Genomic DNA, 13,205 nt, shown 5'->3' on the forward strand with positions numbered 1-13,205 from the left:
AGCCGTGTCAGGTTGTGGCTCCGGGGCTTCGCTCGTTCCTCGCTCAGCCGACGTGGGAAGAGGCGTCCAGCCGAAGTGGGAAGAGGCGTCCAGCCGACGTGGGAAGAGGCGTCCAGCCGACGTGGGGAGGGGCGCTCGGCCGACGTGGGGAGAGGCGCTCGGCCGACGTGGGGAGGGGCGCTCGGCCGAGGACGGACGAGCGCGAGGGCGGGTTGGCGAGGTCGGGTCGCCGGGTCTCGATACGGCGCTGGCGCGCCTACTCGACCAACGGAATGGTGCGGGCGGTGTTCCGCACGGCCGCCGGCCCGTGCTTGAGCATGCTCGATCGTGCGCTGCCTCGGGCCCGCGGGGGCGGGAAATCGGCGGCCGCGGCATCCGCGGCCACGCCCGGGGGCCGCTCACGGGAACCGCTCGGGCGGCTCTGGCTACAATGACGGGGTGTCTAGACTTCTTGTGACCGGCGGCGCCGGCTTTATTGGTTCGAACTTTGTGCACTACGTGTTGGACAACACCGAGCACAGCGTGACGGTGCTCGACAAGCTCACCTACGCCGGCAACCTCGCCTCGCTGGAGGGCCTCCCCGCCGACCGCTTCACCTTCGTCGAGGGTGACATCAGCGACGCAGCGCTCGTTGACAGCCTGTTCGCGGATGTCGACGCCGTCGTGCACTACGCGGCCGAGAGCCACAACGACAACTCCCTGGACGACCCGCGCCCGTTCCTGGACACCAACATCATCGGCACCTTCACGCTGCTCGAGGCCGCGCGCAAGCACAACGTGCGCTTCCACCACATCTCCACCGACGAGGTCTACGGCGACCTCGAGCTGGACGACCCGAACCGCTTCACCGAGACGACGCCGTACAACCCGTCGAGCCCGTACTCGTCGACCAAGGCCGGCAGCGACCTGCTGGTGCGCGCCTGGGTGCGCTCCTTCGGCGTTCAGGCCACGATCTCGAACTGCTCGAACAACTACGGCGCCTACCAGCACGTGGAGAAGTTCATCCCGCGCCAGATCACCAACGTGCTGCGCGGCGAGCGTCCCAAGCTCTACGGCAGCGGCGAGAACGTGCGCGACTGGATCCACGCCAACGACCACTCCTCCGCCGTGCTGACCATCCTCGACAAGGGTGTCATCGGCGAGACGTACCTGATCGGTGCCGACGGCGAGAAGAACAACAAGGAGGTCGTCGAGATGATCCTCGTCGGCCTCGGCCAGCCCGCCGACGCGTACGACCACGTCGTTGACCGCCCCGGCCACGACCTCCGCTACGCCATCGACTCGACGCGCCTGCGCACCGAGCTCGGCTGGGAGCCGCAGTTCTCCGACTTCGAGGCCGGCCTCGCCGACACCATCGCCTGGTACCGCGACAACGAGTCCTGGTGGGCGCCGCAGAAGGACGCCACCGAGGCCCGGTACAAAGCCCAGGGCCAGTAGGGCTCAGGCCGAGAACACCATGACAACCCTGCGCGTCGTCGTCGATCAGATCATCGCCCCGGCCCCCGGGCCGATTGGGCAGTACAGCGAGGAGATCACTCGCGCCCTGATCCAGTCGGCGCCGCGCGGCTGCGATGTCGAGGGAATCGTCTCCGCCGCGCAGCGGGAGAAGTACGAGCGACTCGAGGCGGCCCTTCCCGGGCTCCGCGGGCTCTACACGACGACGCTTCCGCGTCGGGAGCTCGCGGCAGCCTGGCAGCTGGGCATCACCGCCAGCAGCGGCAACGGCATGATCCACGCGCCAGGGCTGTTCGCTCCGCTCCGGCGCCACGACCGGGTGAACGACGGCGTGCAGGTCGCCGTCACCGTGCACGACCTGCTCGCCTGGACCCACCCCGAGTCGCTCTCCACCGCCACCGTCGCCTGGCACAAGGCCATGATGCGCCGCGCCCGCAAGCACGCCGACGCCATCGTCGTGCCCTCGCACGCCCTCGCCGCCCAGCTGATGGAGCGTTTCGAGCTTGGCGACCGCGTGCGGGTCATCCCCGGCGCCGCCCGTAGCGGCCTCGTGCTGCCGGCCGATGCCGAGCAGCGCGCCGCGGCGCTCGGCCTGCCGAAGCGCTTCATCCTGACCTCCGGCTCGCTCGAGCCGCGCAAGGGCGTTACCGCACTGATCGAGGGCCTCGGCCGCTCCGGCGGCCCCGCGCTCCCTCTGGTGGTGCTCGGTGCGCCCAGCTGGGGCGACGTCGAGCTGGATGCCGTCGCCGACGACGCCGGGCTGGCAGAGGGCCGCGTGCTCGCGCTCGACAAGCTCTCCCCCAGCGACCTGGCCGTCGTGCTCTCCCGGGCCGCCGTGTTCGTGGCGCCGAGCCGGGCCGAGGGCTTCTCCGCCTCGATCATCGAGGCATTCCAGTTCGGCGTGCCCGTCGTGCACTCAGACGCTGCCGCGCTCGTCGAGGTGGCCGGCGACGCCGGTGTCTCCGTCGAGTTGGCGGATGCCGCCGGCTACCCGGAGCGGCTGGCCGACGCCGTCGCGCTGGTGCTCGGCGACGACGCACTCGCCGAGCGGATGAGCGTCTCCGGGCGCGACCGCTCGCGGGCGTTCAGCTGGCGTGATGCCGCAGAGCGCGTCTGGCAGCTGCACGCCGACCTGTAGGCCGCGCTACTCCGCCGGCGCCGGCTCCTCGGTTGCCACCGGCGGGTAGACCGCCTCGTTGACGAGCTCTCGGATGTAGTCGAAGTCCGGGTCCAGCGGGTCGACGCCGTTGTCCGGCACCAGCTCCACGTTCACCATCGGCAGTTCCTTGGTCTTCATCGCGAGCTGGGTGAAGTAGCCGAGCATGCTCTGCGGGATGTCGGTGTTCACGACCTTGGTGCCGGCCTTCGCGATGTCCTCGAACTTGGAGAGCACATTCGCTGGGTTGAACTGCTTGAGCACGGCGTCCTGCAGCTGGCGCTGTCTGGCCATGCGGTCGTAGTCGGTGGTGTCGTGCCGGGAGCGCGCGTACCAGAGCGCAAGGTTGCCGTCCAGGTGCTGCTCCCCCGAGTAGATCCAATGAGCGACATCGGTGAACGTCTCGTCGGTGTAGATCGGGACGTCGCTCGGCACATCGATGGTGACCCCGCCGAGCGCGTCGATCAGGTCGGAGAAGCCCTGCATGTCCACCAGCGCGTAGTACTGGATGGTGAGGCCGGTGATGCCCTCGGCGGCGGAGCGCATGCCCTCGACGCCCGGCTCGCTGCCGTGCTTGGTCGCGTCCGGGTACATCTCGGGGCTCTTGAGGTCGACCTCGCTGTAGACCCAGTTCAGCTGGCATCCCTCCGGCTCGCCGACCTCGCAGCCGTCGATCGCGCCGTACCCCTCCGGGTACACGGCGGCCAGCGGCGATCCCTCCGGGAACGGGAAGTACTTCATGTCACGCGGCAGGCCGATCGTCACGGCCTGGCCGGTCTCGGCGTCGATGCTGACCACCGAGATGCTGTCCGGGCGGGTGCCCTCGCGGTCGGCGCCGGTGTCCGCGCCGAGCAGCAGGATGTTGTAGCGGCCGTCGACCGGGTCCTCGCTCGGGCCGGCGATGAAGACGGAGGAGAGGAAGCTGCTCGTGGTCGTCGCGATGTAGGCGCCGTAGGCGGCCGTGCCGGACAGCGCGAACATCAGCACCGTGGTCAGGCCGGCGATCCAGCCCCTGGCCGACGCCTTGGTGCGCACGAGCCGCACGAGCCGCAGCGTGTCGAGCGAGAGGATCAGCCAGACGACGGCGTAGAAGACGAGGAACGCGGCGGCCACCCAGAGGGTGATCGAGTTCGCGGCGACGCTGAGCAGCACGTTCGGGACGATCAGCCAGACGGCGAGGGCGAGCACGGCCAGCGTCCAGAGGGCGAGCGTGCAGCCCAGCCCGAAGCGGCCGAGCTTGCGGTTGCCCGCCAGCACCTGCGGGGCGCCGGGCACGAGGAAGTTGAGGGCGACGAGCCACCAGGCTCGCCGGGTCATGACGCTCGTCGACCCGGCATCCGGGAACCGAATCGGGCTCTGTGCGCTGTGCGTGTAGGTGCTCATAGGCGGGCCCGCAGCGCCTCGTTCTTCTGCTCAACGATCTCGGCGAGGTTCTCCGCGTAGCGCGCGAGGGCGTCGCTCAGGCTGTCGTCGGCTGTCGCCAGCACCTTCACCGCGATGAGTCCGGCGTTCTTGGCGCCGCCGATCGAGACCGTGGCGACCGGAACGCCGGCCGGCATCTGCACGATCGACAGCAGCGAGTCCATGCCGTCCAGCAGGCCAAGCGGCACGGGCACGCCCACGACGGGCAGGGTGGTGACGGATGCCAGCATGCCGGGCAGGTGCGCGGCGCCACCGGCGCCCGCGATGATGACCTTGAGACCGCGCTCGCGCGCCGACTTGCCGTAGGCGATCATCTTCTCCGGGGTGCGGTGCGCGGAGAGCACCTCGACCTCGAAGGGGACCCCGAACTCGCGGAGCAGCTCCGCGGCCGCCGACATGACGTTCCAGTCGGAGTCCGAGCCCATGACGACGCCGACGAGGGCACCGGTCACAGGGTCGTTGGCGGGGAGGGAGTTCGCGAGGTCTTCAGGCACCAGATAATGGTAGTGCTCAGTCCTGAAAGAAAGCCGCAGCGGCTCGCGCCTGGTAGCTCACGTCGTCGAGGTCGTCGCCGCCGACGTTCACGTGGCCGACCTTGCGGCCGGGCCGCGGGTCCTTGCCGTAGTTGTGCATCTTGGCGGTGGGGTGGGCGGCGAAGGCGTCGGCGTAGCGGTCGGCGAGGCTGCCGGATGCCGGCCCGCCGAGGATGTTGACCATGACCGTCCAGGGGTCGCGCGTGCCGGTGCCGCCGAGCGGCAGGTCGAGCACCGCCCGCAGGTGCTGCTCGAACTGGCTCGTGGTCGAGCCGTCCTGCGACCAGTGTCCGCTGTTGTGCGGGCGCATCGCCAGCTCGTTGACGAGCAGGCGCTCGTCGGTGGTCTCGAACAGCTCGACGGCGAAGACGCCGGTGACCCCGATGCCCTCTGCAACCGCCAGCGCGATCTCGGCGGCGACATCCGCCACCTTCCCGGCCGAGTGCGGGGCGGGCGCGATGACCTCGCTGCAGACGCCGTCCTGCTGCACCGTCTCGACGACGGGCCAGGCGGCGAGCTCGCCGGAGGGCCGCCGGGCGACGAGCTGGGCCAGCTCGCGCTTGAACTCGACGAGCTCCTCGACCAGCAGCGCCCCGCCGCGGCCGTCCTCGGCGAGCGCGAGGAACCAGTCGTCGGCCTCGTGGGCCGCGCGCACCACGCGCACGCCCTTGCCGTCGTAGCCGCCGCGCGGGGTCTTCACCACGGCGCGGCCGCCGTGCGACTCGAGGAACTCGCCGAGCTCTGCGGCGCTCTCGATCGCGGCCCAGTCGGGCACGGGCAGGCCGAGCTCGGAGAGCTTGGCGCGCATCAGCAGCTTGTCCTGGGCGTAGAGCAGCGCGTCGGGGCCCGGGCGCACGGGGGTGCCCTGCTCGAGGAGGGCGTGCAGGATCTCCTGCGGCACGTGCTCGTGGTCGAAGGTGATCACATCGACGGTCTCGGCGAATGCCAGCACCGTCGCGAGGTCGCGGTAGTCGCCGACGCCGCTGGCGGCCAGTTCGGCGGCCATGCCGTCCGCCTCGGCGAGCACGCGAATCTCGATGCCCAGATTCACCGCGGCGGGGATCATCATCCTGGCCAGCTGGCCGCCACCGATCACTCCAACAATCATGGGATCGCACTCTCCGTAAATCTGCAGGTGAATCGCGGATGCCGCGCAGCACGCTTCCAGCATCGCGCGAGCGCTGGGTCGTAAACTGCCCTGCGCGTCGTTCTTCTATCTTTGCGCATTCGAGACCGTCACAATTCAGCACGCACGATTTTCAGCCCGCTCAGATCAATCGACAGGATTCCGGTCATGGCCCAGCTGCCCGCCCGCGGGAAACGCGCCCGCTTCCAGGCCCTGATGGTGCAGGTGGCGAAGTTCGGTGCTGTCGGCGCCGTCGGGCTCGTCGTGGACGTCGCACTGTTCAACCTGCTGCGCACCACCGTGCTGAGCCCGGAGCTGGTGGCTTCCGGCCCCCTCATCGCCAAGTCCATCTCGACCACCGTCGCGATTCTCGTCAACTGGGTCGGCAACAGGCTGTGGACGTTCGGAAAGCAGCGCACCGGCCGCACCCTGCGCGAGGGGATCGAGTTCTTCGTGGTGAGCGCCGCGGGCATGGCGATCTCGGTCGGCTGCCTGTGGTTCTCCCGCGAGGTGCTCGGCTTCACCTCGCTGCTGGCCGACAACATCGCCTCGAACGTCGTCGGGCTGGCCCTCGGCGCGGCGTTCCGCTTCCTGCTGTACCGCTACTGGGTCTTCGCCCCGCGCCGGGCGGCCCTGGCCGACTAGCTAGCGCTCGCCCCAGGCCACGGTGTGGTCATCGCCGGCGGGCTGCCCGCCCGGCCGCCTGGCCGCGTTGGCACCCTGGTTGGCCTCCATCAGCTCGTGCAGCGTGCGCTGCACGAGGGAGGCGTTCGGCACGTCGCGCAGCACGATCGGCTGCTCCTGCCCTGTGTTGATGAGGATGTCGCCGGTGCGGAATGCGCTCTGCAGCCAGGAGCGGCGCACGCTGACGTCGTAGCCGCGGCTGTGCATCAGCTCCTGGCGCACGCGCACGAAGAAGCCGTGCCGCACGATCACGCGCCGGGTGGTGATGGTGTAGCGCCGGCTCAGCCAGGCCAGCAGGGGCACGACGAAGCCGATCAGCACGAGCAGCGCCGCGACGACGAGCACGGCTATGTTCTGCCATTCCTCTGGCATCCGCCCGCCGAGGTAGCCGGCGGCTCCAGCCACGACAAGCAGCAGGATCGTCGGCCAGAACAGCATCCTGCCGTGTCGCCGGAGGCGTGCGATGACGTGCTCGGCAGGGGCGGCGGACGGCGCTGTCCCGCCCGACGGCGGAATTCCGCCCGCCGCGGGCTGCGCCGCTCCACCGAGGTTCGTCATAAGCCCATTAATAGCGCAGATGTGTCACGTCGCCCGCTGCGACAGACGTCTCTTCGGCACTGGAGTGCTCGCGCACGCGCAGCCGGCCGTCATCCTCGATGGCCACCGCCGTGCCGAGCAGCTCGCCGCCGCCGGGCAGCTCCACCCGCACCGCCTGGCCGAGCGTGCCGCAGAGCGCGCTCACCTCGGCGTGCAGGCCGCTGGCCACGGCGTCGCCGCCCGCGGCGAGGAACCCGCGGTAGAGCGCGGCGAGCTCGCCGAGGTAGCCGGCGAGCACGGCATCCGGACTCACCCTCGACCCCGTCACTAGGGTGAGCGATGTGGAGGAGATGGTGGGCAGGTCGTGCTCGTCCAGCGAGACGTTCAGCCCCGCGCCGATCACGAGGCCGCCCGGCACGCCGCCCGCGGGGATCGGCAGCATCTCGCTGAGGATGCCGCTGACCTTGTAACCGGAGATCTGCACGTCGTTCGGCCACTTGAGCGTCACCGGGGGTGCGTCGGCGACGCTCTCCTCGCCCGCGATGGCCGCCTCCGCCGCCTTCTTCTCGTGCCCGGCGACGACCACGCGGCGCACGGCCCTGGTCATCGCCGCCCCCGCCAGCAGCGGGAACCAACCGTAGCTCCCGGCCGGCAGCGGCGAGCCGTCGGGCAGGGCGGGGCGCAGCAGCGCGGAGATCGCCAGCGACTTGCCGGTGGGCGCCAGCCAGCTGCGGCCGAGCCGGCCGCGCCCGCGGGTCTGGTTGTCGGTGACGATGACCGACAGGTCCGGCCACTCCGCGGCCTGCTCCCCGGTCGCGCGGGCGATCATCTCGTCGTTGGTCGAGCCGGTCTCGGCGAGCGCTGCGAAGCGCGCCACGGCGGCGGCACTCTGCGGGAACGCGGCTTCTGGCGGCAGGGACGATGCGGGAATGCTCATGAAACTCCTTGGCTGGCGGCACTTGCCATTGTGCCCGAGCCCAGCGGGCGCCGCACCGGACGACCGCGCCCGGCCACAACCACTTCGGGCAACTTTGTAGGGAATCGTCAAAGGAATGCGCCCCTCTGTGCAGGATAGAGTGAACCGCGTGACCGAGAACTCCAGCACCGCGGCCCCCGACATGTACACGACGGCGGGCAAGCTCGCCGACCTGAAGCAGCGCTACCACGAGGCCGTCACGGCCAGTGGGGACGCCGCGATCGCCAAGCAGCACGCCAAGGGCAAGATGACGGCGCGCGAGCGTATCGAGTCCCTGCTCGACCCGGGCTCCTTCGTCGAGCTCGACGAGTACGTGCGGCACCGCACGCACGCCTTCGGCATGGAGGCCAAGCGCCCGTACGGCGACGCCGTCGTGACCGGGCTCGGCACCATCCACGGCCGCCAGGTGGCCGTCTACTCGCAGGACTTCACCATCTTCGGCGGTTCACTCGGCGAGGTCGCCGGCGAGAAGATCATCAAGGTGATGGACCACGCGCTGAAGACGGGCGTGCCGATCATCGGCATCCTCGACTCCGGCGGAGCCCGCATCCAGGAGGGCGTCGTCGCGCTCGGCAAGTACGGCGAGATCTTCCGCCGCAACACACTGGCCTCCGGCGTCATCCCGCAGATCTCCATCATCATGGGCCCGGCCGCCGGCGGCGCCGTGTACTCCCCCGCCCTCACCGACTTCGTCATCATGGTCGACAAGACCAGCCAGATGTTCGTCACCGGCCCCGACGTCATCAAGACGGTCACCGGCGAGGACGTCGGCATGGAGGAGCTCGGCGGCGCGCTCACCCACAACAAGGTCTCTGGCGTCTCGCACTACCTGGCCAGCGACGAGCCGGACGCCCTCGACTACGCCCGCGCGCTGATCAGCTTCCTCCCGGACAACAACCTGGCCGAGCTGCCCGTGTACGAGAGCAAGGTCGAGCTTGAGATCACGGATGCCGACCGCAAGCTGAACACGATCATCCCCGACTCGCCGAACCAGCCCTATGACATGACCACGGTCATCGAGCACCTGGTCGACCACGGCGACTTCCTCGAGGTGCAGCCGCTGTTCGCCCCGAACATCCTCGTCGGCTTCGCCCGCATCGAGGGCCGCTCGGTCGGCGTCATCGCCAACCAGCCCAACGCCATGGCCGGCACCCTGAACATCGACGCCGGCGAGAAGGCCAGCCGCTTCGTGCGCTTCTGCGACGCGTTCTCGATCCCGATCCTCACCCTCGTCGACGTGCCCGGCTACCTGCCCGGCACCGACCAGGAGTGGACCGGCGTCATCCGCCGCGGCGCGAAGCTGCTCTACGCCTACGCGGAGGCGACCGTGCCGCTGGTGACCGTCATCACCCGCAAGGCCTACGGCGGCGCCTACATCGTGATGGGCTCCAAGCAGCTCGGTGCCGACATCAACCTGGCCTGGCCGACGGCGGAGATCGCCGTGATGGGCGGCCAGGGCGCCGTGAACATCCTCTACCGCCCGGAGCTCAAGCGCGCGGAGGAGGCTGGCGAGGACGTCGCCGCCGTGCGCACCAAGCTGGCCAACGAGTACACCTACAACGTGGCCAGCCCGTTCCTGGCAGCCGAGCGCGGCGAGCTGGACGGCGTGATCGAGCCGGCCGCGACCCGCATCGCCGTGGTCAAGGCGCTGCGGGCGCTGCGCACCAAGCGCGCCAGCCTGCCGCCCAAGAAGCACGGAAACATCCCGCTGTGAGCGACGAGCAGACGCCCCGCCTGGACCCGGCGAGCCTCCACTTCATCACCCGGCGCGTCTCGGCCTCCGAGCGCGCCGCGGTGGCCGTTGTGCTCGCCGCCCAGCTGGAGCAGGAGTCGGCGCAGCTCGGCGCGGCGCCCGGCCACGGCACCTCCGCCTGGCAGCGCTCGCAGCGGCCGCTGCGCACCCCCCTCGTGCCCGGCCTCGGGCGCTGGTCGCGCCCCGAGCTCTAACCGCACTTGTACCCCAATGTCCCCCTAAATGACGACTGGTGAGGGCATCCGACCTCCAGCAATATAGTTATTGCTAGGTGTCTCTCATTGAGTTACACCACCAATCACTCGCCGACTAGGGTAAGCAGGCGAGTGCTTTGGGGGCGAGTCAGGGTTGCATTCGGGTTGCCGCCCTGACTCGGATTCTCGAAAGGGAGTCGACCTTCGGGCCGACTCCCTTTCGGTTTCTACACCGGTGCGGAAGAAATCCTCACTTCACGCGTTCGCTGCTCGCAGGCCCCGCCTCGCAGCCTCGCCGCTCAGGTCATCCAGGCCGGGTCATCCAGGCCGGGTCATCCAGGCCGGGTCATCCAGGCCGGGTCATCCAGGCCGGGTCATCCAGGCCGGGTCCTCCAGGCCAGGTCCTCCGGCCCGCGTCTCACAGGCTGCGCGGGATCTCCAGCCACAGCTCGACCTCGTCGTCGAGCTCCTCGTGGCCGAGCGCGCTCGCGCTGCCGCCGTCGCTCAGGCGCAGGCCCACGACCGTCACGGCCGTCTCAGAGCCGTCGGAGACGGTCCTGGCGATGATCTTGTTGGCTGCGCTGCCGCCGATCGCGTCGGCCAGCGTGTCCAGCACGCGGCCGCGATCCCCGTCGCCCAGCTCATCGATGCCGCCCTCGTCGAGGAGGGTGACGATTGCGCCCTGCCCCCTGGCGGCGCGCACCGCTGCGCGCACTCGGTCGTTCAGCAGCATCCGGCCGCGGATCTCGTCGCGGATGGCCGCCTCGAGGTTGCGGCACTCCTGGCGCTGCTCGTCGTTGAGATCCCCGCCGACGTCCGAGATGCGGCGGAGCATCGGGGCGGCGATGCGGTTCGTCTGGGCGAGCCGGAAGCGCCGCTCGTAGAGATGGGCGTCCTGGGCGGCCTGCCACTCGGTCGCCTCCCGCTCGGCCCGCAGGAAGTGGTTCGCGTCGCGGCCGGCCTTGGCCAGCTGCAGGCCGAGCATGTGCGCGACGGCGACCCAGACGATGCTGCCGACGACGCCGATGCCGCCGAGCGCGCCCGGCCCGGCCCAGATCAGCGTGTGCAGGGCGAGGAAGCCGACGCCGGCCCAGGCCAGGGCGAGGCGCCGGCGGGCGGCCGCGATCGTCATCAGGGTGCCGACGGCCGCCACGTACCAGGTGGCGTAGCCGTTGTCCCGCCCCGGATCCAGCTGGCTCGCCACCAGCAGCGGCAGGGCGATGGCCGTCGCCAGGGTGAGACCGCCGAGCCAGAGCGGCATCCGGGTCGGGCTGCTCGGCCAGAGGGCGATCAGGGTGGCCACGGCGTAGAGCGCCATCGCCACGACGGAGGGCCACGGCGAGTCCGGCACCGAGAGGGCGTAGAGGCCGAGGATGACGTGGTAGCCGGAGAACAGGGCGCCGAGGGCGAGGATCAGCAGCCGGGGAATCGTGATCATGCCTGGCCGCCCTCGCTCGGTGCCGGCCAGGCCAGCACGATCGTCGTGCCGGCGCCGCGGGCGCTCTGCACCCGGGCCACGCCGCCGACGGAGGAGATGCGCTCGAGGATGGAGACGCGCACGCCGATCCGGGCGGCCGGCGTCGCGTCGACGTCGAAGCCGACGCCGCTGTCCGCGATCGCCAGGCGCACCATGCCGGAGGCGTCGACGTGCATCGTGAGCGAGCGGCGCACCGGGCGCCGCAGCGCTTGCTCGCTGCCGTTCCCGCCCGCGTGCTGCAGGCTGTTCACCAGCGCCTGCACGGCGGCCGAGTACAGGGCCTCAGCAGCCTGTGCCGGCAGCGTGTGGCCGAGCAGGGGGCCGACGCTCACGCTGACCGGCGCTGAGAAGCCGGCGACGGCGGCGCGCAACCGGCGCTCGAGGTGGGCGACGGGCACGGCGCGGTCGCTGCCGGGGAGCACGCTGCTCGCGGCATCCACCTTGGCGATCGCCTCCCTGGCCATCCGGGCCGCCAGCTCGCCGTCGGCATCGGTGCGGGCGTTCGCGGCGGAGAGCAGGGTGGTCAGCACGCTGTCGTGCACGATGGCGTCGACCTCGATGCGCTCCAGCTCCGTCGCGTGCTGCCGCACGGCGGTGGTGTAGCTGCTCAGGGCGGCGATCTGGGCGACGTCGACGGCGGATGCCGCCTGCCGCAGCATCGTGATGATGATGAGCACCACGAGCCCCAGCATGATCGCGTACAGCGCGTCCAGGGCGGCCAGCGCGGTGTCGGCGCTGCCGCCGGACGGCAGGGTGCGCAGCGCGCCGTAGACGACCGGGACGATCACCGTGTACGCGGCGGCCCAGACGACGGGGAAGGCGACGGCCGCGCAGGCCGTCGCCACGGTGCAGAGGAACCAGAGCCAGGAGGCCTGGGTGGCGAAGGGGGCGGTGTCGACCACCGTCAGCGGCCAGACCAGCAGCGCGCCGAGATAGGCGATGGCCACCCAGCTGGTGGCGAGCCGTACGAAGCGGTTGAACACGCTGGCGACGGCGACGAGGATGAGCCCGCCGAACACGGCCAGGTTGACGGCATCCGCCCACCCGCGGTCGAGGTCCGGCAGCTGCCGGAACATGATCGGCAGGCACTGCAGGCCGAAGACGATGCCGAAGATCCCGACGGCGCGCGCGGCGATGACCTCGATCTTGGCCGCACTGATCGCCCTGATCCCCGTGCCGCCGCGCGCGGGGGGCGCGACGGTGCTAGCCGCGACCATCCTCACCGTCCTGGTCGAGCCCCGGCAGGATCCCGTCCTCCACGGCGCGACGCAACAGGTCGACCTTGGTCGGCGCCGGGCGCCCGACCTCGACGTACTTCATGCGGATGCGGTCCAGGTACTCGCGCGCCGTGGAGTGGGCGATGCCCAGCTGCCCGGCGACGAGCTTGAGTGGCAGGCCGGAGGCGTAGAGGTGCAGAACGTCGCGCTCGCGCCGGCCCAGCTGCGCCTTCGCGAAGTCGCGGTCGGCGTCGATGGCCGTCGCCCATTCGAGGTTGTTGAGCACCTCGCCCCTGGCCACCGTGGCGATGGCCGCCATCACCGTGGTGGTCGGCGAGGACTTGGGGATGACGCCGGCGACGCCGGCGGCCAGGGCCTCGCGCACGCTGGCGACCCGGTCGGCGATGCTGTGCACCAGCACGGCCGCACCGGTGGCCTGGGCGAGTTTGACGTTGTCGGTGATCCGGGAGCCGTCGCCGAGCGAGAGATCGAGCACGACCACGTCGATCGGGCGCCCGTCGAGGCCGTCGATCAGCGCCTGCGCGGTGGCGGCGGTGAAGACGACGTCGTAGCCGGCGGCCGCGCAGGCCGCCGTGATGCCGAGCCGGACCGACTCGTGGTCGTCGACGATTGCGACGCGTGCGAGTGCCTGTTCAGTGGTCACCATCTGCTCTA

13 protein-coding genes are annotated in these 13,205 nt (G+C 70.6%); 5 read left to right on the forward strand and 8 right to left on the reverse strand.

Annotated features, from left to right (window positions below; all coding sequences use genetic code 11):
- Window positions 1-438: 438 nt before the first annotated feature.
- Both rfbB and GY24_RS05375 read left to right on the forward strand, forming a co-directional pair.
- Window positions 439-1,437 (forward strand): dTDP-glucose 4,6-dehydratase, encoded by a 999-nt coding sequence (gene rfbB, locus GY24_RS05370; protein ID WP_104474716.1) that lies wholly within the window; start codon window positions 439-441, stop codon window positions 1,435-1,437.
- A 19-nt stretch (window positions 1,438-1,456) separates the two neighbouring features.
- A complete protein-coding gene (locus GY24_RS05375) occupies window positions 1,457-2,593 on the forward strand; it encodes a glycosyltransferase family 4 protein (protein WP_104474717.1) in 1,137 nt (378 codons plus the stop codon).
- 6 nt (window positions 2,594-2,599) lie between these two features.
- Here the strand turns inward: GY24_RS05375 and GY24_RS05380 are convergent, their stop codons facing one another.
- From GY24_RS05380 to GY24_RS05390, 3 genes are all read right to left on the reverse strand, one after another.
- Window positions 2,600-3,994 (reverse strand): LCP family protein, encoded by a 1,395-nt coding sequence (locus tag GY24_RS05380; RefSeq protein WP_233279210.1) that lies wholly within the window; start codon window positions 3,992-3,994, stop codon window positions 2,600-2,602.
- Window positions 3,991-4,458, reverse strand: coding sequence for a 5-(carboxyamino)imidazole ribonucleotide mutase (gene purE, locus GY24_RS05385; protein ID WP_104474763.1), 468 nt, complete (start codon window positions 4,456-4,458; stop codon window positions 3,991-3,993). Before purE ends, GY24_RS05380 begins: the two co-directional genes overlap by 4 nt.
- Window positions 4,459-4,543: 85 nt before the next feature.
- Window positions 4,544-5,674: a 5-(carboxyamino)imidazole ribonucleotide synthase gene (locus GY24_RS05390; protein ID WP_193953504.1), complete on the reverse strand. Its 1,131-nt coding sequence runs from the start codon at window positions 5,672-5,674 to the stop codon at window positions 4,544-4,546.
- Between the two features lie 186 nt (window positions 5,675-5,860).
- Here GY24_RS05390 and GY24_RS05395 point away from each other — a divergent pair, with 186 nt between their 5' ends.
- Window positions 5,861-6,337 carry a GtrA family protein gene (locus GY24_RS05395; RefSeq protein WP_104474719.1) on the forward strand — a complete coding sequence of 159 codons (477 nt, stop codon included), beginning with the start codon at window positions 5,861-5,863 and terminating at the stop codon, window positions 6,335-6,337.
- Here the strand turns inward: GY24_RS05395 and GY24_RS05400 are convergent, their stop codons facing one another.
- Together GY24_RS05400 and GY24_RS05405 are read right to left on the reverse strand one after the other, a co-directional pair.
- Entirely contained in the window at window positions 6,338-6,934 is a 597-nt protein-coding gene (locus GY24_RS05400; protein WP_233279211.1) for a PH domain-containing protein, read from the reverse strand.
- Between the two features lie 7 nt (window positions 6,935-6,941).
- Window positions 6,942-7,850, reverse strand: coding sequence for a biotin--[acetyl-CoA-carboxylase] ligase (locus GY24_RS05405; protein WP_104474720.1), 909 nt, complete (start codon window positions 7,848-7,850; stop codon window positions 6,942-6,944).
- Window positions 7,851-8,031: 181 nt separating this feature from the next.
- Here GY24_RS05405 and GY24_RS05410 point away from each other — a divergent pair, with 181 nt between their 5' ends.
- Together GY24_RS05410 and GY24_RS05415 are read left to right on the forward strand one after the other, a co-directional pair.
- A complete protein-coding gene (locus GY24_RS05410; protein ID WP_231919413.1) occupies window positions 8,032-9,603 on the forward strand; it encodes an acyl-CoA carboxylase subunit beta in 1,572 nt (523 codons plus the stop codon).
- Window positions 9,600-9,836, forward strand: a complete 237-nt coding sequence (locus tag GY24_RS05415) for an acyl-CoA carboxylase epsilon subunit (protein WP_104474721.1) — start codon at window positions 9,600-9,602, stop codon at window positions 9,834-9,836. The genes GY24_RS05410 and GY24_RS05415 overlap by 4 nt, the downstream gene beginning before the upstream one ends.
- 418 nt (window positions 9,837-10,254) lie before the next feature.
- Here GY24_RS05415 and GY24_RS05420 read toward each other — a convergent pair whose 3' ends face one another.
- The 3 genes from GY24_RS05420 to GY24_RS05430 are packed head-to-tail and all read right to left on the reverse strand — an operon-like array spanning window position 10,255 to window position 13,197.
- Window positions 10,255-11,274 carry a hypothetical protein gene (locus tag GY24_RS05420; protein WP_104474722.1) on the reverse strand — a complete coding sequence of 340 codons (1,020 nt, stop codon included), beginning with the start codon at window positions 11,272-11,274 and terminating at the stop codon, window positions 10,255-10,257.
- Window positions 11,271-12,530: a sensor histidine kinase gene (locus GY24_RS05425; RefSeq protein WP_104474723.1), complete on the reverse strand. Its 1,260-nt coding sequence runs from the start codon at window positions 12,528-12,530 to the stop codon at window positions 11,271-11,273. The genes GY24_RS05420 and GY24_RS05425 overlap by 4 nt, the downstream gene beginning before the upstream one ends.
- Window positions 12,517-13,197 carry a response regulator transcription factor gene (locus tag GY24_RS05430; protein ID WP_104474724.1) on the reverse strand — a complete coding sequence of 227 codons (681 nt, stop codon included), beginning with the start codon at window positions 13,195-13,197 and terminating at the stop codon, window positions 12,517-12,519. The genes GY24_RS05425 and GY24_RS05430 overlap by 14 nt, the downstream gene beginning before the upstream one ends.
- Window positions 13,198-13,205 lie beyond the last annotated feature (8 nt).

It is taken from the genome of Microterricola pindariensis, from assembly GCF_002936985.1.
Taxonomy (GTDB): domain Bacteria; phylum Actinomycetota; class Actinomycetes; order Actinomycetales; family Microbacteriaceae; genus Microterricola; species Microterricola pindariensis.

Coding starts and splice junctions, on each gene's coding strand:
- GY24_RS05420 (WP_104474722.1), bottom strand. CDS start 11,274: ATGATCACGATTCCCCGGCTGCTGATCCTCGCCCTCGGCGCCCTGTTC.
- purE (WP_104474763.1), bottom strand. CDS start 4,458: ATGGGCTCGGACTCCGACTGGAACGTCATGTCGGCGGCCGCGGAGCTG.
- GY24_RS05410 (WP_231919413.1), top strand. CDS start 8,032: ATGTACACGACGGCGGGCAAGCTCGCCGACCTGAAGCAGCGCTACCAC.
- GY24_RS05425 (WP_104474723.1), bottom strand. CDS start 12,530: ATGGTCGCGGCTAGCACCGTCGCGCCCCCCGCGCGCGGCGGCACGGGG.
- GY24_RS05430 (WP_104474724.1), bottom strand. CDS start 13,197: ATGGTGACCACTGAACAGGCACTCGCACGCGTCGCAATCGTCGACGAC.
- GY24_RS05375 (WP_104474717.1), top strand. CDS start 1,457: ATGACAACCCTGCGCGTCGTCGTCGATCAGATCATCGCCCCGGCCCCC.
- GY24_RS05380 (WP_233279210.1), bottom strand. CDS start 3,994: ATGAGCACCTACACGCACAGCGCACAGAGCCCGATTCGGTTCCCGGAT.
- GY24_RS05400 (WP_233279211.1), bottom strand. CDS start 6,934: ATGACGAACCTCGGTGGAGCGGCGCAGCCCGCGGCGGGCGGAATTCCG.
- GY24_RS05405 (WP_104474720.1), bottom strand. CDS start 7,850: ATGAGCATTCCCGCATCGTCCCTGCCGCCAGAAGCCGCGTTCCCGCAG.
- GY24_RS05390 (WP_193953504.1), bottom strand. CDS start 5,674: ATGATTGTTGGAGTGATCGGTGGCGGCCAGCTGGCCAGGATGATGATC.
- GY24_RS05395 (WP_104474719.1), top strand. CDS start 5,861: ATGGCCCAGCTGCCCGCCCGCGGGAAACGCGCCCGCTTCCAGGCCCTG.